This is a genomic window from Streptomyces sp. PT12 (assembly GCF_003311645.1).
Taxonomy (GTDB): Bacteria; Actinomycetota; Actinomycetes; order Streptomycetales; family Streptomycetaceae; genus Streptomyces.
Map to the genome: position 1 here is coordinate 253518 of NZ_QEST01000184.1, position 22443 is coordinate 275960.

At 73.9% G+C, this 22443-nt stretch carries 23 protein-coding genes; 12 read left to right on the forward strand and 11 right to left on the reverse strand.

Translation table 11 applies throughout. The features are described from left to right. Nucleotides 1–32 precede the first annotated feature (32 nt). Both dapE and DEH69_RS21495 read left to right on the forward strand, forming a co-directional pair. Nucleotides 33–1142 (forward strand): succinyl-diaminopimelate desuccinylase, encoded by a 1110-nt coding sequence (dapE, locus tag DEH69_RS21490; RefSeq protein WP_113688609.1) that lies wholly within the window; start codon nt 33–35, stop codon nt 1140–1142. A gap of 75 nt (nt 1143–1217) precedes the next feature. Next, the gene (locus DEH69_RS21495; protein WP_113688610.1) at nt 1218–1967 is read left to right on the forward strand and encodes a TIGR00730 family Rossman fold protein; all 750 of its coding nucleotides are present in this window, start codon (nt 1218–1220) and stop codon (nt 1965–1967) included. An 821-nt stretch (nt 1968–2788) separates the two neighbouring features. Here DEH69_RS21495 and folP read toward each other — a convergent pair. Further along, the gene (gene folP / locus DEH69_RS21500; protein WP_113688611.1) at nt 2789–3649 is read right to left on the reverse strand and encodes a dihydropteroate synthase; all 861 of its coding nucleotides are present in this window, start codon (nt 3647–3649) and stop codon (nt 2789–2791) included. Between the two features lie 165 nt (nt 3650–3814). On the opposite strand from folP, the gene DEH69_RS21505 reads away from it, so the two are divergent. Next, nucleotides 3815–4201 (forward strand): DivIVA domain-containing protein, encoded by a 387-nt coding sequence (locus tag DEH69_RS21505; protein WP_113688612.1) that lies wholly within the window; start codon nt 3815–3817, stop codon nt 4199–4201. Between the two features lie 32 nt (nt 4202–4233). Here the strand turns inward: DEH69_RS21505 and DEH69_RS21510 are convergent, their stop codons facing one another. After that, nucleotides 4234–5037: an enoyl-CoA hydratase-related protein gene (locus tag DEH69_RS21510; protein WP_113688613.1), complete on the reverse strand. Its 804-nt coding sequence runs from the start codon at nt 5035–5037 to the stop codon at nt 4234–4236. Nucleotides 5038–5232: 195 nt separating this feature from the next. Between DEH69_RS21510 and DEH69_RS21515 the strand changes: the two genes are divergently transcribed. Continuing rightward, on the forward strand, nt 5233–5400 hold the full coding sequence (locus DEH69_RS21515) for a DUF3117 domain-containing protein (protein WP_019434894.1): 168 nt from the start codon (nt 5233–5235) through the stop codon (nt 5398–5400). Nucleotides 5401–5489: 89 nt separating this feature from the next. Here the strand turns inward: DEH69_RS21515 and DEH69_RS21520 are convergent, their stop codons facing one another. Beyond that, complete coding sequence (locus tag DEH69_RS21520) at nt 5490–6200, reverse strand: O-methyltransferase (protein ID WP_113688741.1); 711 nt, start codon at nt 6198–6200, stop codon at nt 5490–5492. Between the two features lie 86 nt (nt 6201–6286). On the opposite strand from DEH69_RS21520, the gene sigE reads away from it, so the two are divergent. The 5 genes from sigE (at nt 6287) to DEH69_RS21545 (ending at nt 10840) form a co-directional block, all read left to right on the forward strand. Then, nucleotides 6287–7096, forward strand: a complete 810-nt coding sequence (gene sigE, locus DEH69_RS21525) for an RNA polymerase sigma factor SigE (RefSeq protein ID WP_258534851.1) — start codon at nt 6287–6289, stop codon at nt 7094–7096. After that, nucleotides 7093–7899 (forward strand): anti-sigma factor, encoded by an 807-nt coding sequence (locus tag DEH69_RS21530; protein ID WP_113688614.1) that lies wholly within the window; start codon nt 7093–7095, stop codon nt 7897–7899. Before sigE ends, DEH69_RS21530 begins: the two co-directional genes overlap by 4 nt. A 55-nt stretch (nt 7900–7954) precedes the next feature. After that, nucleotides 7955–9403: a S1C family serine protease gene (locus tag DEH69_RS21535; protein ID WP_113688615.1), complete on the forward strand. Its 1449-nt coding sequence runs from the start codon at nt 7955–7957 to the stop codon at nt 9401–9403. A gap of 118 nt (nt 9404–9521) precedes the next feature. Continuing rightward, a complete protein-coding gene (locus DEH69_RS21540) occupies nt 9522–10025 on the forward strand; it encodes a sec-independent translocase (RefSeq protein WP_113688616.1) in 504 nt (167 codons plus the stop codon). 134 nt (nt 10026–10159) lie between these two features. After that, nucleotides 10160–10840 carry a hypothetical protein gene (locus DEH69_RS21545; protein WP_113688617.1) on the forward strand — a complete coding sequence of 227 codons (681 nt, stop codon included), beginning with the start codon at nt 10160–10162 and terminating at the stop codon, nt 10838–10840. A gap of 71 nt (nt 10841–10911) precedes the next feature. Here DEH69_RS21545 and DEH69_RS21550 read toward each other — a convergent pair whose 3' ends face one another. Further along, complete coding sequence (locus DEH69_RS21550; protein WP_113688618.1) at nt 10912–12090, reverse strand: Mrp/NBP35 family ATP-binding protein; 1179 nt, start codon at nt 12088–12090, stop codon at nt 10912–10914. An 80-nt stretch (nt 12091–12170) separates the two neighbouring features. Between DEH69_RS21550 and DEH69_RS21555 the strand changes: the two genes are divergently transcribed. Continuing rightward, nucleotides 12171–12929: a hypothetical protein gene (locus tag DEH69_RS21555; protein ID WP_258534852.1), complete on the forward strand. Its 759-nt coding sequence runs from the start codon at nt 12171–12173 to the stop codon at nt 12927–12929. Here the strand turns inward: DEH69_RS21555 and DEH69_RS21560 are convergent. Next, on the reverse strand, nt 12913–13467 hold the full coding sequence (locus DEH69_RS21560) for a hypothetical protein (protein WP_113688619.1): 555 nt from the start codon (nt 13465–13467) through the stop codon (nt 12913–12915). The genes DEH69_RS21555 and DEH69_RS21560 overlap by 17 nt on opposite strands. A gap of 25 nt (nt 13468–13492) precedes the next feature. Next, nucleotides 13493–14224, reverse strand: coding sequence for a ferritin-like fold-containing protein (locus DEH69_RS21565; RefSeq protein WP_113688620.1), 732 nt, complete (start codon nt 14222–14224; stop codon nt 13493–13495). Nucleotides 14225–14677: 453 nt separating this feature from the next. Between DEH69_RS21565 and DEH69_RS21570 the strand changes: the two genes are divergently transcribed. Further along, nucleotides 14678–16339: a DEAD/DEAH box helicase gene (locus tag DEH69_RS21570; protein WP_258534853.1), complete on the forward strand. Its 1662-nt coding sequence runs from the start codon at nt 14678–14680 to the stop codon at nt 16337–16339. Nucleotides 16340–16379: 40 nt separating this feature from the next. Here the strand turns inward: DEH69_RS21570 and DEH69_RS21575 are convergent, their stop codons facing one another. Further along, nucleotides 16380–18176: a bifunctional UDP-sugar hydrolase/5'-nucleotidase gene (locus DEH69_RS21575; protein WP_113688622.1), complete on the reverse strand. Its 1797-nt coding sequence runs from the start codon at nt 18174–18176 to the stop codon at nt 16380–16382. 145 nt (nt 18177–18321) lie between these two features. On the opposite strand from DEH69_RS21575, the gene DEH69_RS21580 reads away from it, so the two are divergent. Continuing rightward, nucleotides 18322–19230 (forward strand): alpha/beta fold hydrolase, encoded by a 909-nt coding sequence (locus DEH69_RS21580; protein ID WP_113688743.1) that lies wholly within the window; start codon nt 18322–18324, stop codon nt 19228–19230. 97 nt (nt 19231–19327) lie between these two features. On the opposite strand, the gene DEH69_RS21585 is transcribed toward DEH69_RS21580, so the two are convergent. Genes DEH69_RS21585 through DEH69_RS21600 form a run of 4 tightly spaced genes read right to left on the reverse strand, consistent with a single transcriptional unit; the run spans nt 19328 to nt 22409 of the window. Further along, entirely contained in the window at nt 19328–20170 is an 843-nt protein-coding gene (locus tag DEH69_RS21585; protein WP_113688623.1) for a PHP domain-containing protein, read from the reverse strand. Between the two features lie 4 nt (nt 20171–20174). After that, nucleotides 20175–20822, reverse strand: coding sequence for a DUF6758 family protein (locus tag DEH69_RS21590; RefSeq protein ID WP_113688624.1), 648 nt, complete (start codon nt 20820–20822; stop codon nt 20175–20177). 43 nt (nt 20823–20865) lie between these two features. Further along, nucleotides 20866–21459, reverse strand: a complete 594-nt coding sequence (locus DEH69_RS21595) for a suppressor of fused domain protein (RefSeq protein WP_113688625.1) — start codon at nt 21457–21459, stop codon at nt 20866–20868. Beyond that, nucleotides 21456–22409 carry a DMT family transporter gene (locus tag DEH69_RS21600; protein ID WP_113688626.1) on the reverse strand — a complete coding sequence of 318 codons (954 nt, stop codon included), beginning with the start codon at nt 22407–22409 and terminating at the stop codon, nt 21456–21458. The genes DEH69_RS21595 and DEH69_RS21600 overlap by 4 nt, the downstream gene beginning before the upstream one ends. Nucleotides 22410–22443 lie beyond the last annotated feature (34 nt).

A 22443-nucleotide genomic window follows, 5' to 3' on the forward strand; every position in this document is an offset into this window, starting at 1 on the left:
GCGGCCCGCCCCGCCCGGGTACGGTGAGGCCCATGGAACGCCCCGCGGAACCGCCCGCCCTCGATCTCGCGCTCGACGCCGCGGCCCTCACCGCGCGGCTCGTCGACATCCCCTCGGTCAGCGGGACCGAGAAGCCGCTCGCCGACGCCGTGGCCGCCGCGCTGGCCACGCTGCCCTGGCTGCACGTCGACCGGCACGGGAACAACGTGGTGGCGCGCACCGAGTCGGGCCTGGCGCAGCGGGTCGTCCTGGCCGGGCACCTCGACACCGTGCCCATCGCGGACAACGTCCCCTCCCGCCTCGACGCGGACGGCGTCCTGTGGGGCTGCGGCACGAGCGACATGAAGGCGGGCGTCGCGGTGCAGCTGCGCATCGCGGCGACGGTGCCCCGGCCCAACCGCGACCTCACCTTCGTCTTCTACGACAACGAGGAGGTGGAGGCCGAGCGCAACGGCCTCGGCCACCTTGTGCGCGACCATCCCGACTGGCTCGCCGGGGACTTCGCGGTGCTGCTCGAGCCATCGAGCGGCGAGGTCGAGGGCGGCTGCCAGGGCACGCTGCGGATGGTGCTGCGCCTGCCGGGCCAGCGCGCGCACTCGGCGCGCTCGTGGCGGGGCGACAACGCCATCCACGCCGCCGCGCCCGTGCTTCAGCGGCTCGCGGCGTATGTCCCGCGCCACCCGGTGGTCGACGGGCTCGAGTACCGCGAGGGGCTCAACGCCGTGGGGATCGAGGGCGGCGTGGCCGGGAACGTCATCCCCGACGTCTGCCTGGTCACCGTCAACTACCGTTATGCCCCGGATCGTTCCCAGGAGGAGGCGATCGCGCACGTGCGGGAGGTCTTCGACGGCTGTGGGGTGACGGAGTTCACGGTGACCGACCACTCGCCGGGCGCGCTGCCCGGTCTCTCGCACCCGGCGGCGCGCGCGTTCATCGAGGCGGTGGGCGGGGAGCCGCGGCCCAAGTACGGCTGGACGGATGTGTCGCGCTTCAGCGCCCTCGGCGTTCCCGCGGTCAACTACGGCCCCGGCGACCCGAACCTCGCGCACAAGCGGGACGAGCGGGTGGCCATCGACGCGATCGCGCGCTGCGAGGAGCGCCTGCGCGCCTGGCTGACCGCGGGCGTGTCAGCCGCCGCGTGAACGTACGCTGCGGGCAGGCGGTTCAAGCACGGTCAAGCAGGCGTTCAGGACGGCAGAAGAGGCAAGGAGCACGGCATGAGCGGCAGTCCCGAGTCCCCCGAGCGGCACCAGCGCAACGAGCAGCGCCTCGGCCCCGTGGTGCGGCGGCGAGGGCAGGTGATGTCGGGCACGGCGGACCAGCGGCTGCTCGACACCAGGGGCCCGTCGGACTGGGTGCACGGCGACCCGTGGCGCGTGCTGCGGATCCAGTCGGAGTTCGTGGAAGGCTTTGGCGCCCTGGCCGAACTCGGCCCGGCCGTCAGCGTGTTCGGCTCGGCCCGCACGGCGCCCGGGGCGCCCGAGTACGAGCTGGGGCGGCGCATCGGGCGCGGGCTCGCCGAGGCGGGCTTCGCGGTGATCACGGGCGGCGGCCCCGGCGCGATGGAGGCCGCGAACCGAGGCGCGAGCGAGGGCGGCGGCGTCTCGGTAGGGCTCGGGATCGAGCTGCCCTTCGAGCAGGGCCTCAACGACTATGTCGACATCGGCGTCAACTTCCGCTACTTCTTCGTGCGCAAGACGATGTTCGTGAAGTACGCGCAGGGCTTCCTTGTGCTGCCTGGCGGCCTCGGCACGCTGGACGAGCTGTTCGAGGCGCTGACGCTCGTGCAGACGCAGAAGGTGACGCGCTTTCCCATCGTGCTGGTGGGCACGGCGTACTGGCGGGGCCTGGCCGACTGGGTGCGCGAGACGGTGATTGCCCAGGGCAAGGCGTCGGAGAAGGACCTCGCCCTCTTCCATGTGACGGACGACGTGGACGACGCGATCGCGAGGGTGACCAAGCCGTAGCCCCTGCGGGGAGCCAGGCCGACCGCCCCCGGGCCCCGGCGTGCTGCCCGCGCCGGGGCCCCCGGGGGGGCGGGGATCGCGCCTGCGCCGCGGCGGCGTTGCGGGGACGCGTGGCCTGCGGCCCGCGTGGCGTCTGCGGCGCGGTGGGTGGTTTCGGGGGGCGGGGGCCCGCGGCCCGCTTGGCGCCTGTCGCGCGACTGGCGCCCGGGATCACCGGCCTCGGGCCTGTGGTCTGCGGCCCGTTCGAACCCCGTGGTGCAACGGCGGGCGCGCAACAGGCGCTTGGCGTCACCGGGCGCGGCTTGCGGCCCGCTCGCGGCCATGGCGCATGGGGGCGTTGGATGCGCCTGGGACGGACAGTTGCCTTCGGCGGGATGGGCGCACGGTGTTACGGCTTGCGGCGTGCTACCGCCTCACGCGCCTGCGGCCCGCTCGCGCCTGCGGCGCATGGGGCGTTGCGTACACCTGCGGCGGAGCGAGCGCTCGGTGTCACCGGGTCGGGCCCCGCCCTCGTGGATGCGCGGCGTACGCCAACTCTTCGGCGATGCAGCAGGCACCAAGCGGGCCGCAGGCCGCTCACTCGGTCACCGCGCGGGCGCGCGACGCACGTCAACTCTCCCCTGCCACGCCGCTGGCCGTTCCGCAGACACGTGGTACGCGGAAACGGCCCGGCCGCGCTGCGGTCATCGAGCCCGCAGCGGGCGCGACGCGGGCCGTTCGGGCGCCGTGCGGGTCAACTACGCGCGCACGGCGCAGGCGCACCACTCATGGATGCCACCCCGCCGCGTTGCGGGCGCCGAGCCCGCGGCAGGCGCCCCGCGTTATGCCAGGCCGCGGCGGGAGACCGTTGGGGGGCGGTGGCCCGCGATCGAGGTGACCATGTCCAGGACCTGCCGCGTCTCGGCGACCTCGTGCACCCGGTAGACGCGGGCGCCGAGCCAGGCCGAGACCGCGGTCGTGGCCAACGTGCCGATCAGGCGGTCCTTGACCGGTGCGTCGAGGGTTTCGCCGACGAAGTCCTTGTTGGACAGGGACACCAGGACCGGCCAGCCCGTGACCACCATCTCATCGAGCCGCCTGGTGGCCTCGAGGGAGTGGCGCGTCGACTTCCCGAAGTCGTGCCCGGGATCGATCAGCACCGCGTCGCGTCGCACGCCGAGCGCGACGGCCCGCTCCGCGAGCCCCACGGTGACCCGCAGGATGTCCGCCATCACGTCGTCGTATCTGACCCGGTGCGGCCGGGTGCGCGGGCGCGCGCCCCCCGCGTGCGTGCACACGATGCCCACGCCGTGCCGGGCGGCCACCTCGGCCAGGCGCGGATCCACGCCGCCCCAGGCGTCGTTGAGCAGGTCGGCGCCCGCCTCGCACACCGCCTCCGCCACCTCGTGCCGCCAGGTGTCCACGCTGATCACCACGGAGGGGTGGCGCCTTCTGACCTCGTCGACGAAGCCCGCCGTGCGTCTGATCTCCTCGGCCGCGTCCACCTCGGCGCCGGGACCGGCCTTCACGCCGCCGATGTCGATGATCTGCGCGCCCTCGTCGACCGCGCGCGCCACGCGGGCCAACGCCGCGTCGTCCGCGAACGTCGCGCCCTGGTCGTAGAACGAGTCCGGCGTCCGGTTGACGATGGCCATGATCACCGGTTCGCCGGGGCCGAACTCCCGCGTCCCCAGCCGCAGCATCCGTTCAGCTCCCCGATCTCGCCCCTGTGAGCGCTCCCGCGTCATACCCTGTCCCCCGAAACTACCCGCCCCCGTTGTCGGTGCGGCATGCGACCATCGGCACAGCGGCCGACGTGGGCGGCGAGTACGGCGAGGCAGCACGGAAGAGCGCAAGGGGAGACGGTCGTGTTCTGGTTTCTGATGGCGGCGATGGTCGTGGTGATCGCCGCGGTCACGCTGGCGGTGCTGGGCAGCGGGGACGGCACCGGCGGGCCAGCCACCGGCGGGCTGGCCGACGCGGAGCCCGACCGCCTCGACGACCCGCTGCCCGGCGACCGCCCGGTCGCGCCCGCCGATGTCGTGCGCGTGCGGCTGCCCGTGGCGCCCCGCGGATACCGGATGGCCGAGGTGGACGACGTGCTCGACCGGCTCGCGGCCGAGCTGGCCGAGCGGGACGCGCGGATCACCGAGCTCGAGACGGCGCTTGCCGGTGCCCGCACCGCGGGCGCGCCCAACGACGCGGAGCGCGCCGCCGAGGCCAACGCCAACGCCGCGCCGCCCGAGGCCCCGTGACCCCTGAGCGGGTCCCGGGGCGGACGCGCGCCTCACCGCCCGTGGAAGCGAGGCCGCTCCTTCCTGGTGAACGCCTCCACCGCCGCCCTGTGGTCGTCCGAGGCCCCGGCCTCGGCCTGGAGCCGCTCCTCCACCTCGAGGGTCTCGGTCAGTGGATGCACCGCGGCGAACGCCAGCGACTCCTTGATCGCGGCGAACGCCAGCGTCGGCCCGTGCGCGAGACCCAATGCGATCTCCCGTGCCACGTCGGGGAGTTCGGCGTCGGGGACCACCCGCTGTGCGATGCCGATCCGTTCCGCCTCGGCCGCGTCCACCTTTCTCGGGAAGAGCAGGAGATCCGCCGCGCGCCCGTGTCCGACGAAGCGCGGCAGGGTCCACGACAGACCGGAGTCCGCGGTGAGCGCAATTCCCGCGAAGGCCGTGCTGAAAGACGCGCTCTCGGCCACCACGCGGTAGTCGGCGGCCAGCGCGAAGCCGAAACCCGCGCCAGCGGCCACGCCGTTGACGGCCGCGACGACCGGTTTCCGCATTCCCGCGATCGCGCTGACGATGGGGTTGTAGTGGAGCGCCACGGTGCGCGTCGGCTCCTCTTCTCCCGCCAATGCCGCGACGTGTTCCTTCAGATCCTGTCCCACGCAGAACGCCCGGCCCTTCCCGGTCAGGAGAACGGCCCGCACCTGGGATTCCATCGCCGCGCGCCGGAGAGAGTCGCGCAGCGCTTCCTTCGCCTCCACATTCAGGGCATTCATCGCGTCGGGGCGATTGAGCGTGACAGTCGCGAGACCGTCGGTTACCTCGTAGAGCACGGTGTCGGTGTCGGCCATGCCGCTCAGCATGACGCAGAGATCCGTGCTATCGCGGGACAATCGGCGAATTGAGTGGTTTTGCGCGTGCGCGTTGCCGAAGGGATACAGGCCAATGTTGGTCATGAGGACGTTCCATGCGGGATAATGGCGTGAAGCAATGTGTTCGAGGCCGGTGACCCCCGTGTTGTCGGCTCCGACGAGGCTGGTTCAGGAAGGGGAACGAGCATGGCGGCCATGAAGCCGCGGACGGGCGATGGTCCGCTTGAGGTGACCAAGGAGGGGCGGGGCATCATCATGCGCGTTCCGCTCGAAGGTGGTGGCCGACTCGTCGTCGAGCTGACCCCGGACGAAGCGGTCGCGCTCGACGAGGAGCTGAAGAAGGTGACCGGCTGAGGCCGCCGCGCTCCGAGCCTTACCCTTCGGCGCTGCCCCGGACGCTCCGGGGCAGCGCCGTCTCGCTGTCGGCGCGGGGCGGCGAGGGCTCAGGCGCGGGCGGCGCACAGGAGCCCGTCGCCCACCGGGAGCAGGGCGGGCACCAGGGCGTCGCTCTCGCGGATCGTGCGCAGCAGCTCGCGCAGCTTGCGCACCTCGGTGGGCGCCGCGGCCGAGTCCACGGTCCTGCCGCCGGCGAAGACGCCCGCGAAGCACACCAGGCCGCCGGGCCGCAGCAGCCGCAACGATTCTGCCAGCGACTCCAGGCACTCGAGCCGGTCGCCGTCGCAGAACACCAGGTCATAGCCGCCGTCGGTCAGCCGGGGCAGGACGTCGAGCGCGTGGCCGGGGATGAGCCGCGCGCGGTTCGCGACGAAGCCCGCCATGGCGAACGCCTGCTTCGCGAACTGGAGCCGCTCGGGCTCGACGTCCACCGTGGTCAGCACGGAGTCGGGCCGCATGCCGGAGAGCAGGTGGATGCCCGAGACCCCGGTGCCGGTGCCGATCTCGACCACGGCCCTGGCCCCCGAGACGGTGGCGAGCAGGCGCAGGGCGTCCCCTGTGCCGGGCGAGACGGAGCGCACACCGGCTTCGCGCGCCCGCTCACGGGCCCAGCGCAGCGCCGCCCCCTCGGCGGTCTCGGCGTCCGGTGCGCCATACGCCTCGGCGAACGTCCAGCTCGTCAGCCGGTTGCCGGTAATGGCCGTCTCCTGTCCCCGTCTGTCACGCGCTTTGACTGTATCGACTCCCCAGGGGAACAGGGCGCCCGGACCGCACGTTGGATCAATGGACGGCGGAGGAAAGCCGGTCAAGAAATGCTTATCCGGAGCTAACGGGGCAGGTGGCTATGGTAAGGACTCCACTGGACACCACCAGAGCCAACAGGGGAGGTGCGGCTGCGTCCACAGGCAGGGGGGTGCTCAAACGCTTCCTGAAGTCTTCCGACGGGCCGAATTCCGTGACAGAGATCGCTGACACCGACAGGGAGCGGTCCACCACCGAGGGGGCCGACGGCCCGCAGACCACCGTCGCCACGTTCAACACCCCGTCTGACGGCGCCACTTGGGCCCCGCCGAGCTGGGAGGAGATCGTCAGCACGCACAGCGCGCGGGTCTACCGCCTGGCCTACCGCCTCACGGGGAACCAGCACGACGCCGAGGACCTCACCCAGGAGGTCTTCGTCCGGGTCTTCCGCTCGCTCTCCACCTACACCCCCGGCACGTTCGAGGGGTGGCTGCACCGCATCACGACCAACCTCTTCCTCGACTCGGTGCGCCGCAAGCAGCGGATCAGGTTCGACGCCCTGGGCGAGGACGCCGCCGACCGGCTGCCGAGCCGCGAGCCCACTCCTCAGCAGCACTTCAACGACACGCACTTCGACGCCGACGTCCAGCAGGCCCTGGACACCCTCGCCCCCGACTTCCGCGCCGCCGTGGTGCTGTGTGACATCGAGGGGCTGAGCTACGAGGAGATCGCGACGACGCTCGGCGTGAAGCTCGGCACGGTCCGCAGCCGGATCCACCGGGGCCGCTCGCATCTACGCAAGGCGCTGCGCCACCGCTCCCCGCGCGAGCGGGGAGGGCGCGAGGAGTCCGTGCTCGCCGCCGCGCAGGGCGCGCCCGCTGGGGGGTTCGCGGAGGAAGGCGGGCGGGAGTGACAAGCGCCCAGCCGGACCCGGCCGACCACCACCTCGGGGAGAGCCTGGCGGCTCTCGTCGACGGGGAGCTGTCGCACGACACGAGGGACCGGGTGCTGGCCCATCTCGCCACGTGTCCCAGCTGCAAGGCGGAGGCGGACGCCCAGCGCGAGCTCAAGAGCGTGTTCGCGGAGAGCCCGCCGCCCGGCCCGTCCGACGGGCTGCTGGCCAGGCTCCAGGGGTTGCCCGCGTCAGACGGTGGCCTGCCTTCGGCCCCGGGGACGCGGACGCCCCCCGAGCCCCCCGCGGGGCGCGGCGGCGGCACGGCGTTCCGCCTCGACCAGCTGCCGGGCGGCAAGGGGCGCGAGTCGCTGCTCGGCCCTCCCCGGCTCGGCTCGGAGCGCGGCTTCCGCATACACGACGGCGGCGGCTCGCGCCTGCACCGCGGCCACCGCCTCGCCTTCGCGGCGGCCGGTGCGGTCTCGCTCGCCGCGGTCGCCATCGGGGGAGCGGTCACCACCGCGGGCCCGGGTGTGGCCGCCGCCGGTGGCTCGGAGGCCGTGGCCGCGGGCGCCGCCGTCACCCAGGCCGCGGCCGCTCGCTCGTCGGGCGCCCGTTCCCAGGACGAAGAGACGGGCAGACCCGGCGCGTTGACCGCCCACACGGTCGGGCTCTCCCTGCTCAGCGCCCCCGCGGGACCCATCGGCGCGACGAGCCAGCTGTTCCCCCTGCTGAACGTCGAGCTGCGCCCTTCACCCGCGGTGGGCCCGGTGGAGCCGCCCTCCACGGGGGCCGGTACGACGGGAGCCGTGAGCCCCCGCTGAATCCTGGTGGCTGACCTGGTTGAATTCCAGCCCGGAAGAGGACGTCGCCGACACGATGGGGACAGCCGCCATGGACAAGGCGAACAGCGCGCCCGGCCAGCCGGAGTCCCGGCCCGGACACGACCCGTACGGCACCCCGCCCTACGGTCAGCCCGGACCGTGGGCCCCGGCACCCCCCGTGCAGCGCCCCCAGCCCACCCCGCCAGGCGGCACCCATGTCCCGCCCATGAGCCCGACCCCGCCAGGCGGCACCCATGTGCCGCAGGCCGGGCCGCCTCCCCAGCACGGGACGCCATCGGGCGGCGCTCCCCGGTACGACCCCTGGGCCGCCCCGGCGGGTTCCGCCGCGCCGCCCCCGTCCGACCACCCCGCGCCGGGCGGGCCCGAAGGGCCCCGTGGCCGCCAGGGCGGCGGCAGGCTGATCGCGGGCGCCGCGGCGATCGCGCTGGTCGCCGGCCTCATCGGCGGCGGCGTCGGCTCCTATCTGGAGCGGCACGGCACGTTCAGCGACGTGCGGCTCCCGCAGACCGTGACCGAGGGCGCCCCCGCCCCCGAGGGCAGCATCGCGGGCATCGCCCAGACCGTGCTCCCCGGCGTGGTCACCCTCCATGTCTCGGGCTCGGGCGAGGCGGGCAGCGGCACCGGCTTCGTGCTCGACGACGAGGGCCACATCCTCACCAACGCGCACGTGGTTCGCCCCGCGGGACAGGGCGGGGCGATAGAGGTCACGTTCAGCAGCGGCGACTCGGCGCGCGCCGAGGTCGTCGGCCAGGACACCGGCTATGACCTCGCCGTCGTCAAGGTCGACGGCTTCTCGGGCCTCAGCCCGCTGACGCTCGGCGACTCCGACGCCGTCAGGGTCGGCGACCCGGTGGTGGCGATCGGCGCCCCGTTCGAGCTGGCGGGCACGGTCACCTCGGGGATCATCAGTGCCACCGAGCGCCCGATCACCGCGGGCGGCGCGGAGGCCGACGGCTCCGACATCAGCTATGTGAACGCCCTCCAGACCGACGCCCCGATCAACCCAGGGAACTCGGGGGGCCCGCTCGTCGACATCAACGGCCGCGTCATCGGCGTCAACAGCGCGATCCGCACCGCCGACGGCGGTGGTGGCCTCGACCCGGGCCAGTCGGGCAGCGTCGGCCTCGGCTTCGCCATCCCGGTCAACCAGGCGAAGGACGTCGCCGAGCAGCTGATCAACACAGGCCGCGCCACCTACCCGGTCATCGGGGTGACCCTGGACACCGGCTATCTCGGCGACGGCGCCCGCGTCGGCAGCTCGGGCGGCGGCCCCGCCGTGGTGCCAGGCGGCCCCGCGGACGACGCGGGCCTGGCCGACGGCGATGTGATCACGGCGGTGGACGGCGAACGGGTGCGCAGCAGCGACGAGTTGATCGTCAGGATCCGCAGCTACCGCCCCGGCGACCGCCTTGAGCTGACCGTGGAGCGCTCGGGCGACGAGCTCGAGCTTGCCGTCACCCTGGGCGAGTCGAGCGGTGAGTGAACGACCGCGGCGGCGGGCATGTCCTGGCGTTCACCGCGTTGTCCACTCCGCCGTCTCCCCTCGGCGCCCCGAGGCGGGGTACCGTGGCCGTCTACCGAATGCGTGAGGGAGCTGCCAGGTGTTCTTCGATATAGGCTCACTCGAGTTCATCGTGCTGCTCATCCTGGCAATCCTCGTCTTCGGTCCGGAGAAGCTGCCGAAGATGATCCAGGACGCCGCCCGCTTCCTGCGCAAGATCCGCGAGTTCTCGGACAGCGCCAAGGCGGATATCCGCAATGAGCTGGGACCGGAGTTCAAGGATTTCGATTTCGAGGACCTCAACCCCAGGACGTTCGCCAAGAAGCACCTCCTGGACAACGACGACCTCGGGCTCAGGGAGCTGACCAGCAGTCTGGACATGCGCAAGGAGCTGACCGAGGTCACCGACGCGGTGAACGGGCGGCCCGCGCGCCGCACCAGCCTCGACAAGCCGGGCGCCACGTCGTCGAAGCTGGCCAAGGGCGCGGGCGCGGCGGGTGCCGCGGCGGCGGGCGGGGGCGCGGTGCGCCTCGACAAGGACGGCCCAGGGGCGGACTCATCGGCGCCCGCGACCCCGCCGCCCTTCGACGCCGACGCCACCTGAGTGGATTCGCGCCCTTCGGGGGCATATGACACCACCCGATCTCCCGGCATGCCCGACACCCCGGACCCGGATGGCTATCCTCCCTATGTCCGGGGTGTGCCCAGGACGAGGGCAATGAGGAGGCGTCGCGTTAGATGGAGACGACGAGTCGGGCGGAGCCGCAGGACGCGACAGGCGGCCCAGGCGCGTCCGGGGGGAAGGACGCATCGCAGGGGGTGCCCGGCGCTCGCCGGGCGGTGGAAGGCTACCTGATGGCGGGCTTCCCCTGGTACGGCCTCGATGACGCGTTCACGGGCGCGCGCTGGCTGATGCAGGTCGGCGTCGCCGCCGACGGCGCCGTGGAGCACGGCTCCACGGGGCACGGCGACGAGCCGTCGCTGCGGGGCGAGTTGGGCGAGGAGGAGCAGCGGTTCGCGGTCGTGGTCACCGTCGCGAGCCGCCCGGTGCGCCGCAGCCCCGACGGGAACGGCGTGCTCGAGGCCACCTCGGTCTCCTCGGCCGCGTGGCTCGCGGGCTCCGGTCTGCTGTCATGCACCTGGCCCGCGCAGATGGAACGCGCGCTGCGCCAGGACTGGCTCGAACAGCAGACCGCCATCGCCTGGGAGTTGGCCGACGACCTGCACGGCGGCGCGTGGACGATGCTGTCGCTGCCGGTGGACGGCGTTCCGACGGACTTCCACTACCGGGAGTCGGAGTACGGCTGGGTGCTCGCCGGGGCCGCCCAGCACGAGGTGCACATCGGGGCCTATGGCCGCGGGATGAGCGCCTACGGCCTCGGCTTCGCCGTCGTCAAGGACATCGAGAGCTACGCCTGACGCCGGTGGCGCGGGTGGGCCGCCGCGAAGGCCGCCCACCCGGGGCCGGGACCCCGGGGCCTGGCACTCCTTCAGAACTTGTTGCTCGGCGTGAGGCCGAGCGACATCCCCGCGAGACCCCGCGCCCGGCTTGAGAGCGAGGACGCCACGCCACGCAGCGCCGCCCCGGCCGGTGAGTCGGGGTCGGACAGCACGACGGGCTTTCCCTCGTCGCCGCCCTCGCGCAGCCGCACATCGATCGGGATCGTGCCGAGCACCGGCACCTCGGCCCCGGTCGTTCGGGTCAGGCCGTCGGCGACCCGCTTGCCGCCGCCGCTGCCGAACACGTCGACCATCTCGCCGCAGTGCGGGCACGGCAGGCCCGCCATGTTCTCCACGACGCCCACGATCTTCTGGTGCGTCTGCACCGCGATCGACCCGGCCCGCTCGGCCACCTCGGCCGCCGCCTGCTGCGGCGTGGTCACCACCAGGATCTCCGCGCCCGGCACCAGCTGCGCCACCGAGATCGCGATGTCCCCCGTCCCCGGGGGCAGATCGAGCAGCAGCACGTCGAGGTCGCCCCAGTAGACGTCGGCCAGGAACTGCTGCAGCGCCCGGTGCAGCATCGGCCCGCGCCACACCACGGGGGCGTTCCCGGGCGTGAACATGCCGATCGAGATCACCTTCACGCCGTGCGCGGACGGCGGCATGATCATGTTCTCGACCTGGGTCGGGCGGGCGTCCGTGCCCAGCATGCGGGGCACCGAGTGGCCGTAGATGTCCGCGTCCACCACGCCGACCTTGAGCCCGTCGCGGGCCATGGCCGCCGCGAGGTTGACCGTCACGGACGACTTGCCGACGCCGCCCTTGCCCGAGGCGACGGCGTAGACCCGGGTCAGCGAGCCCGGCTTGGCGAACGGCACCTCACGCTCGGCCTGCCCGCCGCGCAGCGACGTGGCCAGCTCCTTGCGCTGCTCGTCGCTCATCACGTCGAGCTCGACGCGCACCCCGGTTACGCCGGGGACCGCGCGCACGGCGTCCGTGACGTTCGCCGTGATCGAGTCGCGCATCGGACAGCCCTGGATCGTCAGATACACCCCGACCGCCACCGTGCCGTCCGGGGCGATCTCCACGGACTTGACCATGCCGAGATCGGTGATCGGACGGTGGATCTCCGGGTCGTTCACCCGGGACAGGGCGGCCCGGACCGCGTCCTCGCCGGGCAGCGTGCCGGTCGCGCCCGCGGGGGGCGGGGGAGTATCGGTAGCCATGTCCCCGATGGTACGGCGCTCCCGGTGCCGCGGCGGACCGCCCCTTCGGGGGGTCGCGGGCGTGCCGTACGCTGCGGCTCGTGACAGAGAAGTCCCCCGCACTCCGTCCCAACTGGCGCCGTGCACTGGGGGGTGCGGCGTCCGCGGGAGCCCTGGTCGTCGCCCTCACCGCCTGCGGTGCCGACGAGCCCGAGCCCGAGACGAACGGCGTCGACGAGCTGCCCGCCGCGGAGATCGAGGAACGCGCGAGAGCCGCCGCCGCCGAGGCGTCGTCCGTCCGCCTCTCGGGAACGGTGATCACCGAGGCGGGGACGTTCCGGCTCGATGTGCGGCTCGGCGGCGAGGGCGGGGTCGGTGAGGTCTCCACGGAGGGGACGACGTTCGAGCTGCTGCGGATCGGCGACGACCTCTACATCAAGGCCGACCAGACGTTCTGGGAGAGCGAGGGCATCCCCGATGAGCTGGAGACGGACCCGACGGAGAAGCTGGACGGCAAGTATGTCCGCGTCGTGCCCGACGACCCCGCCTATGAGCAGCTCAGCGGCTTCACGGACAAGAACACCCTGCTCGACGGGCTGCTCACGCTCGACGGCGAGCGCGCGACCGGCGAGGAGGGCGAGATCGATGGCAGCCCCACCATCCGCGTCGAGGCGGACGGGGGCGCCGGGGGCGTGATCGAGGTGGCGCTCATGGGCACGCCCTACCCGCTGCGCCTGGAGCGCGGCGGCGCGGCGGGGCAGCTGACGCTCGACGACTGGGGCCAGGAGTTCTCGCTGAACGAGCCCAAGGAGGACGAGATCGTCGACTACGGGGACGCGCTGATCAACCCCGAGGAGTAGCCCGGTGGCCCGAGGCGCCGCGCCTGCGCACGGGCAGCCCGCTCGGCGTGGCGACGCGGGTGCTCGCCGGGGTCGGCAGCGGCGGCGCCGCCTGCGACTCCACGGGCATCGCGCCCGGGTGCTGGGTGGGCTCACCGGCCGGTTCGAGGCGCAGCACGCGGCACTCGCGGGCCCAGCGCTCGGCGATGCCGTCGGCGTCGGGGGCGTTGAGCCGCTTCCCCTTCAGCTCGGCGACCGCGTCGGACCAGCTCTCGCTCCCCGGGGCGGGCTCGGCGACCACGGCGGGCCATACGACCAGGCGCCCGCCCTTGTCCTTGCTGCGGCTGCTGACCGTCGCGGCGGCGCCGTCGGCCAGCCCGAGTCCGTCGAGCGGCTGCTCGCCAGGACCCCCGACGAGGCACACCGCGCCGCCCGACCACACGTGCCACAGCGCTCTCGCCGGTCCCTCGGGGCCGCGCACCCAGACCAGTGCGGACTTCTTCGCGGACTCCTCGATCAGGGCCAGTCCGAACGCGGCGATGGCGGCGTGGGAGGTCATGCCTGGGAGCGTAGCGGCGGGCCGCTCAGGCGGACAGGCCGAGGGCCGCCATGCGCCGGGTGTGCGCCTCGGTGATGCGCGAGAACATCCGGCCGATCTCTGCCAGGTCGAAGCCGTCGGCGACGCCGCCCACGAGCATCGTGGAGAGCGCGTCCCGGTCGGCGACCACCCGCTGGGCCTGCGACAGCGCCTCGCCCATCAGCCGCCGCGCCCACAGCGCGAGGCGCCCGCCCACCGGGGGCTCGGCGGCAATCGCGGAGCGCACCTTCTCCACGGCGAACTCGGCGTGCCCGGTGTCGTCGAGCACCGCGAGCACGAGCGAGCGGGTGTCGGAGTCGAGCCGTGAGGCGACCTCGCGGTAGAAGTCGGCGGCGATCGCGTCGCCGACGTACGCCTTGACCAGGCCCTCGAGCCAGTCGGACGGCGCGGTCAGCCGGTGGAAGTCCTCCAGGGCCGACGCGAAGGGCTCCATGGCCTCGGTCGGCTCCTCGTCGATCTGCCGCAGCCGCTCGGTGAGCCGCTCGAAGTGGTGGAACTCGGCCGCGGCCATCCGGGCCAGCGCCGCCTTGTCGGCCAGGGTGGGCGCCAGCTTGGCGTCCTCGGCGAGCCGCTCGAACGCCGCGAGCTCGCCGTAGGCCAGGGCGCCGAGCAGGTCCACCACGGCCGCCCGGTACCTCGGGTCAGCTGACGCCTCCGCCCAGTCGGCCGCGAGCCGCGGCGCCTCGGGAGCGGGGGTCGAGGTCTCGGACGTCTCCATCAGCTCTCCTCCGCGGGCGGTCGTGGGCCCCGCCCTCTCCTGGTCACGCCGTGCACAATAGCCCCTGAGCGGGGCCCTCCGTCCCGTGTGACGATCACCCGGACGACAGGGCCTGCCGCATGTGCGCCGTTCCGGGGTACAGTGGTATAGCGGCCCACTCGTATGTGGTGGGCCCATCCCCATGCCGGAGACCTGGGCCGGTCGCGTCCGCCGTCGCCTCGGCCGGATGTGCCGTAGGCCCAGACCCCCGAGGATGCCCGGTCGGTGGCCCGATCGGCTCCGACCTGACCAGCCCTCCGCGGCGGTGCGGTGTTCGCACCCTCCGCGGCATGAGGGACCCGCTCGCGCGGTGCGTGCGCTTGAGCGAGACGACCGGGTCCCGCGCCCGAAGGGCGGCCCCCGACAGGGCCGCCACCCGCAGGCGCGGTGCAATTCGACCCGCCTCGCCGCCGGGTGCCGCGTCACACAGAAGAGGCAACGACCCTGTCCGCTACCACCACACCCACCAGCTTTCGGGATCTGGGGATCCTGGCCGAGACGGCAGAGGCCCTGGAGGCCGTCGGCATCACCACCCCGTTCCCCATCCAGGAGATGACCCTCCCGGTCGCCCTGGCAGGCACCGACGTCATCGGCCAGGCCAAGACCGGCACAGGCAAGACGCTGGGCTTCGGCCTGCCCCTGCTCGAAAAGGTCACCGTTCCCGCCGACGTGGAGTCGGGGCGCGCCCAGACCACCGGGCTCACCGACGCCCCGCAGGCGCTCGTCGTCGTGCCCACGCGCGAGCTGTGCCAGCAGGTGACCAACGACCTGCTGACCGCGGGCAAGGTGAGGAACGTCCGGGTGCTCTCCATCTACGGAGGCCGCGCCTACGAGCCGCAGGTCGAGGCGCTGGCCAGGGGCGTGGACGTCGTCGTCGGCACGCCGGGGCGGCTGCTCGACCTGGCGGGCCAGCGCAAGCTCGACCTGTCGCACATCCGCTGCCTCGTCCTCGACGAGGCCGACGAGATGCTCGACCTCGGCTTCCTGCCCGATGTGGAGAAGATCATCGAGCTGCTGCCCGCGAAGCGGCAGACGATGCTGTTCTCCGCCACCATGCCGGGGCAGGTTATCGGCCTCGCCCGGCGCTACATGAGCCAGCCCACCCACATCCGCGCCACGGAGCCCGACGACGAGGGCGCCACTGTGGCCAACATCACGCAGCACGTCTTCAGGGCGCACTCGCTCGACAAGCCCGAGATGGTCGCGCGCATGCTCCAGGCCGAGGGCAGGGGCCTGGTGATGATCTTCTGCCGCACCAAGCGCACGGCCGCCGACGTGGCCGAGCAGCTGGGCCGCAGGGGCTTCGCCGCCGCCGCGGTCCACGGCGACCTGGGGCAGGGGGCGCGCGAGCAGGCGCTGCGGGCGTTCCGCAACGGGAAGGTCGACGTCCTCGTCTGTACCGACGTCGCAGCCCGCGGTATCGACGTGGACGGCGTCACCCATGTGATCAACTACCAGACGCCCGAGGACGAGAAGACCTATCTGCATCGCATCGGCAGGACGGGCCGCGCCGGTGCCACCGGCATCGCGGTCACCCTGGTCGACTGGGACGACATCCCGCGCTGGCAGCTGATCAACAAGGCGCTCGGCCTGGCGTTCCCCGACCCGCCCGAGACGTACTCCACCTCCGCGCACCTCTTCGAGGCGCTGCGGATCCCCGAGGGCACCAAGGGCACGCTGCCGCGCGCCGAGCGCACCCGCGCGGGGCTCGCGGCCGAGGAGGTCGAGGACCTGGGCGGCCCCGGATCGCGGCGCCGAGGGCGCGAGGCGCGCCCGCAGCGCGCGACGACCACCCGCACCCCGCGCCAGCGCCGCCGCACCCGCGGCGGGGTCACGGTCGGGGACGAGGGCGGCGAGGCGCCCGAGGCGCGGGCCGCGGGGCAGGCCACCGGGCCCGCGAAGGCCAAGGCCGCCCCCGCGCCAGGGGCGGGCGGGGACGGCGCCGAGGGCGCCGCAGCGCCGCGCACCCCGCGCCGCCGTCGCCGCAGGACCCGCGGCGGCCAGGCGGGAGCGCCGGGGGCCGCGGGCGCGGGGGGCGCGGCCACCGCGACGGACCCGGCGCCCTCTGGGTCCTGAGGGTTCGGCGCCTGACACGGCTCGCCTCGAGGCGGGGCACTCAGAAGACGGGCTCACCGTCCCGGGTCAGGCGCCAGTCGACCGAGGCGAACGCGGCGGGGTCGATCTCGCCGTTCGCCTGGACCCACGCGATGATCGTGTTGCGGATCTCGTCCGAGTTCGACCACAGCTGGTCGGCCGCGGCCACATGCGGAAAGTTTCCGCCGCCGTTGGCTCGGTAGTTGTTCACCGCGAGCACGAACTCCGCCGTGTCCGCGACCGGTTCGCCGTCGAACGCCAGCTCGGTGATCCGTGAGCCCGCGGGCCTGGCGATGTCGATGTCGTAGGTGACCCCGCTGACCACGTCGTAGTTGTAGTCGGGCGTCCCGTCCGCGTTGGTCAGCTCCTCAGGATCCACCGGGGCACCGGCCGGGACCTGCGCGAAGTAACGGGCTGAGAACTCCAGGTAGTCCCTCAGCTGCGCGCCCGTGACGAGCCTGGCCTCCAGCGTGTTCTCGAAGACGTACATCCCCGCCACGTCGCGGATGGTGACCTCGCCCGCCGGAATCGCCGCGGTGCGCGAGAAGCAGGCCGCCTGCGACAGCACCGGCAGGTCCCCGTACTCCGTGCCCGCCACCGCCGCGCGCACCGTCTCGGCCTGCACATGGTTGATGAAGTCGATGATCGGGGTGTCGCGCCAGGGCGCCTCGGCCGCCGTCATCGCCTCGGAGGCGGTGCCGATGACCTGGTTGACATAGGCGACGGCGTTGGCGTGCTGCTCGGCCACGAGCGCGGTGACGCGCGGGTCCTCGTCGGCGGTGTTGGCGTCGATCACGCGCGAGCCGACCGAGTCGACCTGCCAGTGGCCTCGGCGCCACACCAGCTCGAAGTCGAACACGCTTAGCCGCATGCCCCAGCGCAGCGGCTCCGAGAGCACCACGTCGCGGCCCGTCTCGGCGTTGGCCACCCGGCGCTCGGCGATCTCCTCGTGCGCGTGGCCCACCAGGATCGCGTCGATGCCGGGCACCCGCTCGGCGACCAGCGCCGCGGCGTTCTCCACGTGCGGGAGCTGGTCGCCGTACGAGGATGTGCCGCTCGTGCCGGAGTGCGCGGAGACGATGACGACGTCGGCGCCCGCCGCGCGCATCCTCGGCACCCAGTGCGCGGCCTGCTCGGGCAGCCCGGGGAACGTCATCCGCCCCTCGACATGCGCCCGGTCCCACACGGCGATGCCGGGGTTGGTGAGGCCGAGGACCCCGACCCTGACGTCCCTGCCGTAGGGGTTGCGCAGTGTGCCGATCCAGTACGGGGGGAACGCGGGCCGCTCGGTCGCGGCGTCCAGCGCGTTGGCCGCGAGGAGGGGGAAGTCGCACTGCTCCTCGAAGGCGCGCAGCAGCGGGATGCCGTAGTTGAACTCGTGGTTGCCCAGCGCGACCGCGTCGTAGCCCATGGCGTTCATGGCCAGCGCCATGGGGTGCACGGGGCCGCCGTCCCCGCCCGTGATGGGGTCGATCTTGGCGTAGTAGTAGGCGAGTTGGGTGCCCTGGATGGTGTCGCCCGCGTCGATCAGCAGGGTGCGGTGGGGGCCGCGCTCGTCGCGGATGGCGTTGATCAGGGTGGAGAGCTTGGCCAGGCCGATGTCGTTCCCCTCCCCGTCGGTGTACTCCGCGTCGGTGAAGTAGTCCCAGTTCAGGACATTGCCATGCAGGTCGGTCGTGCCCATGACGGAGAACGAGAAGCGCCTGGGGTCGGGCGTCCACTCCGCGGCGGCGGGGGTGGTGCCCGCGGCGGTGGTGAGCGCGACGCCCGCGCTCGTGGCCGCGGTGCGGCCGAGGAATGTCCGGCGGTCGAGCGGCATGGGGGTGACTCCTCGCGGGGGGTGGGGCCTTGGGAACGCGCGTAGATTCTGGCGGAGCCGCCCGTTCGGCGACAGCCCCTCGGCGTTTCTCCTCGATGATGGAACGATGTCGTCGGCCGTCCTCCCCGGCCGGTACCGTCGGGGTGTGAGCAGACCGCCTTTCTGTGAACCGCCCGCCGAGGTGCGGGCCCACCGGCTCGCCACCCGCAGGGGCGAGTTCGCCGTGCTCGACGCCGTTCCCGCCGACCGCGAGCCCGTCGCCACGGCGCTGCTGGTGCCCGGGTACACCGGCAGCAAGGAGGACTTCATCGCGCTGCTCGTCCCGCTCGCCGACGCGGGCATCAGGGCCGTGGCGGTCGACGGCCGCGGCCAGTACGAGTCGGTGTGCACCGACGGGCCCGCGGCGTTCGGCCTCGGCGCGCTCGCCGAGGACGTGCTGGCGCAGGCGGAGGCGCTGGGCGAAGGGCCGCTGCACCTGGTGGGGCACTCGCTCGGCGGGCTGATCTCGCGCGGCGCCGTGCTGCGGGCGGTGGCCGCGGGGAGCGCCCCGCCGTTCGCCTCGCTCACGCTCATCGGCTCGGGCCCAGGCCGGATCGTGCGCCGCCAGCGCTGGCGCGCGCGGGCGCTTGGCGCGGGGCTGCCGCTGCTCGGCGCGCGGCGCATATGGCGGCTGACCCAGCGCGGCGTCGAGCCGGGCGAGGTCGGGGCGTTCCTCCGCCGCCGCTGGCTCGCCAACGCGCCCACGCAGTTGCGGACCACGGGCCGCGCGCTGTGCTACGAGCCCGACCGGGTGGACCTGCTGGCGCGGGTGGGCCTGCCGATCCATGTGCTGTCGGGCGAGCGCGACGGCATCTGGCCCATCCCCGCCATCGACCGCATGGCCGAACGCCTCGGCGCGCACCGCACGGTGATCACGGGCGCCGAGCACTCGCCCAACGCCCAGGCCCCGGCGGCCACGGCCTCGGCCCTGCTCGCGTTCTGGGCCGCCCTCCCCTCGCCCCGCCCGCCCGCGTCCCCCGATCCCGCCGAACGGGACCGCTCGGCGGCGGGCTGACGGGGGCGCTGGCGCCTACGCTCACCGACCCCGCGGTGACCGCGCTGCCGCCCCCCGCGCGCCGTCGTCGACGCGCTCGGGCCCGTCGAGCGGCCGGTCAGCCGACCAGCGGCGCGGCGCCCTTCGCGCGGGTGAGCAGCTCGGCGTAGACCTCAGGGGGCGTCGTGAACTCGCCCAGGGCGACCGCCTTGCGCGCGCCGTGGTAGTCGCTCGACCCCGTGGTCAGCAGGCCGAGGTCGCCCGCCAAGCCGAGCAGCCTCGCGTGGGCGTCGGCGTTGTGGTCCATGTGGTTCACCTCGACGCCGTCGAGGCCCGCCTCGGCGAGCCGGACGATCGCGCCGTCGGGCACGCACCTGCCGCGCTGCTCGGCCAGCGGGTGGGCGAAGACGGCGACGCCACCGGCGTTGTGGATGAGGCGGATCGCGTCGAACGCGTCGAGCTCGTGCTTGTCGACCCAGGCCACGCCGCCGTCGCCGATCCACTGGGCGGTGAACGCGGCCGGGATGTCGGGGATGACGCCCGCCTCGACCATCGCCGCCGCGACGTGCGGGCGGCCCACCGAGCCCGCCGCGAGCTCGCGGACCCGCTCCCAGGTGATCGGGACGCCCATCTCCTGGAGTTTGGTCACGATGCCCTTGGCCCTGGGCACCCGGTCGTCGCGCAACAGGTCGCGCTCACGGGCCAGCTCGGGCTCGGTGGGGTCGAAAAGGTACCCCAGCATGTGCAGCGAGACGCCGTCGAGGCGGCAGGAGATCTCCGCGCCGGTCACCAGCGTCAGCCCGGCGGGCAGCGCCGCGGCGGCGGCCGCGTGGCCCGCTACGGTGTCGTGGTCGGTCAGGGCGACGACGTCGAGCCCCGCGGCCCTGGCCGCCGCGACCAGCTCGTCGGGGGTGTCGGTGCCGTCGGATGCCGTGGAGTGGGTGTGCAGGTCGATGCGCACCGGGTCAGGATAGCCGCGGCAGCAGCTGTGGCGAGAGGGCGCCGCAGGGCACCAGGTCCACCTCGGACCCGGCGTCGCGCAGATCGGTCAGCACCAGCTCGTCGTACATCAGCATCCCCGACTCGGGCGGCCACACCACGGCCCACAGCCACAGCCCCATCGCCTCGCCCGCGAACACCGCGCGGTCATCGGGGGTGTCCCGCACGAGCCACAGCGGGGTGGGGCGCCCCGCGGCGAGCACCTTGGCCCGCGGCGGCTCGTCGACGTTGAGCCGAGGGCCCGGGTCAGGGCCCCGCACGCCCGCGTACCCGGCGCCCAGGCCGACGCCAAGCTCCTCGGCGATCAGCAGCAGCTCGCCGGGGCCGCCGAGCGGTCCAGGGCCCGTGCAGGCGACGGCGGTGGCCCGGCCGCCGCCGCGGTCGTCCCCGGCGTGGGCGATGCCCGTGAACAGCCAGCCCACGGGCAGCGGCCACGGCATCCACACGGGGACGCGGGCGCGTTCGACGGCCACCGTCAGCGCGTTGACGCTGGGCGGGACGACGGGCTGGAGCGGGTGCACCGCGCCGTGGACGGCGCACTGCCAGGAGTCGGCGAAGAGCCCGGGCGCCCGGACCCGCCCACCGCATCTCGGGCAACTGGGTTCGCCCCTCATGGGGAACAACAGTCCCTCCGCGCCGCCCGTGAGTCAAGGCGATTCACGGGCCGAGCGGGACCTGGGCGCGCGCCGGGTCACGGGGATCGGCGCCATGACCGGCCCAGCGCTCGGTCAACGCGTCCGCGCCGTGCGCCCGTTGCCAGGCCGCCTCGTTCGGGGTCATGGGCAGCAGCGGCAGGAAGCGCACCGGGTCGCGGGGCGCGGGAAGCGCCAACTCCGGTACGGATCCGTCGGGTCGGCCGACCAGCACGGCGGTGAACCGCGCCCCTGGCCACAGCGGCTCCCCCAGGTCGAGCGAGCCGCCAGGGGCCACCACGACGCCCTCCACCTGCGGCGAGGCCGCCACCACGGCCAGCGGGCGCAGCACCGCGTCGGTGGTGGCGCGCCCGGCGCGCAGGGTGAGCAACAGCTCGGCGCGCGGCCCTCGTTCGGGATCGGCGACCGGCGCGGTCGGGTCGGCCATGGGCGCGGCCGACATGCCGAGCGTGGCATAGCGCACGAGCCCGGCGGCCGCGTCGGGGAAGCGCAGCACCTCGATGCGGTCCGCGCCCACGAACGTCACGGCGGCGCGCGCGTCGGGCTCGCCGAACGCCGTCCGCAGCCGCTCCTCCACCCCCGCCAGGACGCCGGTCACCGGACGGGCTCCGCGCGTTCCTCCAGGGGCGCCCGCACGGGCGCGCCCTCGGGCGCTTCGCTCCGCTCGGCCCTGATCACCAGCGCGAGGCCGAGGACGATCAGCGCGAGCGCGGGGTAGGCGGCGGCGGGCGGCAGCTGGCCGAGCCACACGGCCGCGATCAGCGCCGCGCCCGGCGTCTCGAGCAGCAGCGCCGTCGACGTGATCGAGGGGCCGAGGCCGCGCACGACGCGGTTGATGAGCGAGTGGCCGAGCAGCTGCGCGGTGGCGGTGAGCGCGAGCAGCTTGAGCCAGGTCACGCCCGAGTACCCGCCGCCGAGCGACGCCCCGGCCAGCAGGCACGCCGCGAGCAGCGGCGCGGCTGCCGCGCCGTAGCACAGGAACGTGTACGTCGTGGTGCTCGTCGTCCTGCGCACCTCGGCGCCGATCAGCACATACCCGGCCGCGGCGATTCCGCCGCCGAGCGCGAGCGCGTCCCCGGCCAGCGCCTCGGCGGAGAGCGACAGATCCACGCCGGTCAGCACGAGCACCCCGGCGAACGCGATCGCCGCGCCGCCCCACACCGTGGCGGGCGGCCTGTGGCCGGTCATCCGCAGCAGCAGGGTGGTCCAGATGGGGGTGGTGGTCACCAGCGCGACGGACGAGGCGACCGACGTCAGGTGCAGGCTGGGCAGCCAAAGACCGAAGTGCGCGGCGAGCGCGGCGCCCGAGGCCAGCGAGAGCAGGACCGTGCGGCGGCTCATGGCGGCCAGCTCGGCACGCAGCCGCCGCCGCAGCGCGATCACAGGCGCGAGCCCGGCGACGGCCAGGGCGTTGCGCCAGAACGCGATGGCCAGCGCGGGCGCGGCGGTGGCGGCTATCAGGGGGCCGGAGACCGAGACGGTGGTCAACGCGACCGTCAGCAGCAGCGCGTCGAGGCGCGCGCCCGACGGCACGGCGGTGGCGGCCACGCGCTCCTCCTACGACGGCGGGGAAAGCGAACGG

Coding starts and splice junctions, on each gene's coding strand:
- dapE (WP_113688609.1), top strand. CDS start 33: ATGGAACGCCCCGCGGAACCGCCCGCCCTCGATCTCGCGCTCGACGCC.
- DEH69_RS21495 (WP_113688610.1), top strand. CDS start 1,218: ATGAGCGGCAGTCCCGAGTCCCCCGAGCGGCACCAGCGCAACGAGCAG.
- folP (WP_113688611.1), bottom strand. CDS start 3,649: ATGCTGCGGCTGGGGACGCGGGAGTTCGGCCCCGGCGAACCGGTGATC.
- DEH69_RS21510 (WP_113688613.1), bottom strand. CDS start 5,037: ATGCTGAGCGGCATGGCCGACACCGACACCGTGCTCTACGAGGTAACC.
- DEH69_RS21515 (WP_019434894.1), top strand. CDS start 5,233: ATGGCGGCCATGAAGCCGCGGACGGGCGATGGTCCGCTTGAGGTGACC.
- sigE (WP_258534851.1), top strand. CDS start 6,287: ATGGTAAGGACTCCACTGGACACCACCAGAGCCAACAGGGGAGGTGCG.
- DEH69_RS21535 (WP_113688615.1), top strand. CDS start 7,955: ATGGGGACAGCCGCCATGGACAAGGCGAACAGCGCGCCCGGCCAGCCG.
- DEH69_RS21545 (WP_113688617.1), top strand. CDS start 10,160: ATGGAGACGACGAGTCGGGCGGAGCCGCAGGACGCGACAGGCGGCCCA.
- DEH69_RS21550 (WP_113688618.1), bottom strand. CDS start 12,090: ATGGCTACCGATACTCCCCCGCCCCCCGCGGGCGCGACCGGCACGCTG.
- DEH69_RS21560 (WP_113688619.1), bottom strand. CDS start 13,467: ATGACCTCCCACGCCGCCATCGCCGCGTTCGGACTGGCCCTGATCGAG.
- DEH69_RS21565 (WP_113688620.1), bottom strand. CDS start 14,224: ATGGAGACGTCCGAGACCTCGACCCCCGCTCCCGAGGCGCCGCGGCTC.
- DEH69_RS21575 (WP_113688622.1), bottom strand. CDS start 18,176: ATGCCGCTCGACCGCCGGACATTCCTCGGCCGCACCGCGGCCACGAGC.
- DEH69_RS21590 (WP_113688624.1), bottom strand. CDS start 20,822: ATGAGGGGCGAACCCAGTTGCCCGAGATGCGGTGGGCGGGTCCGGGCG.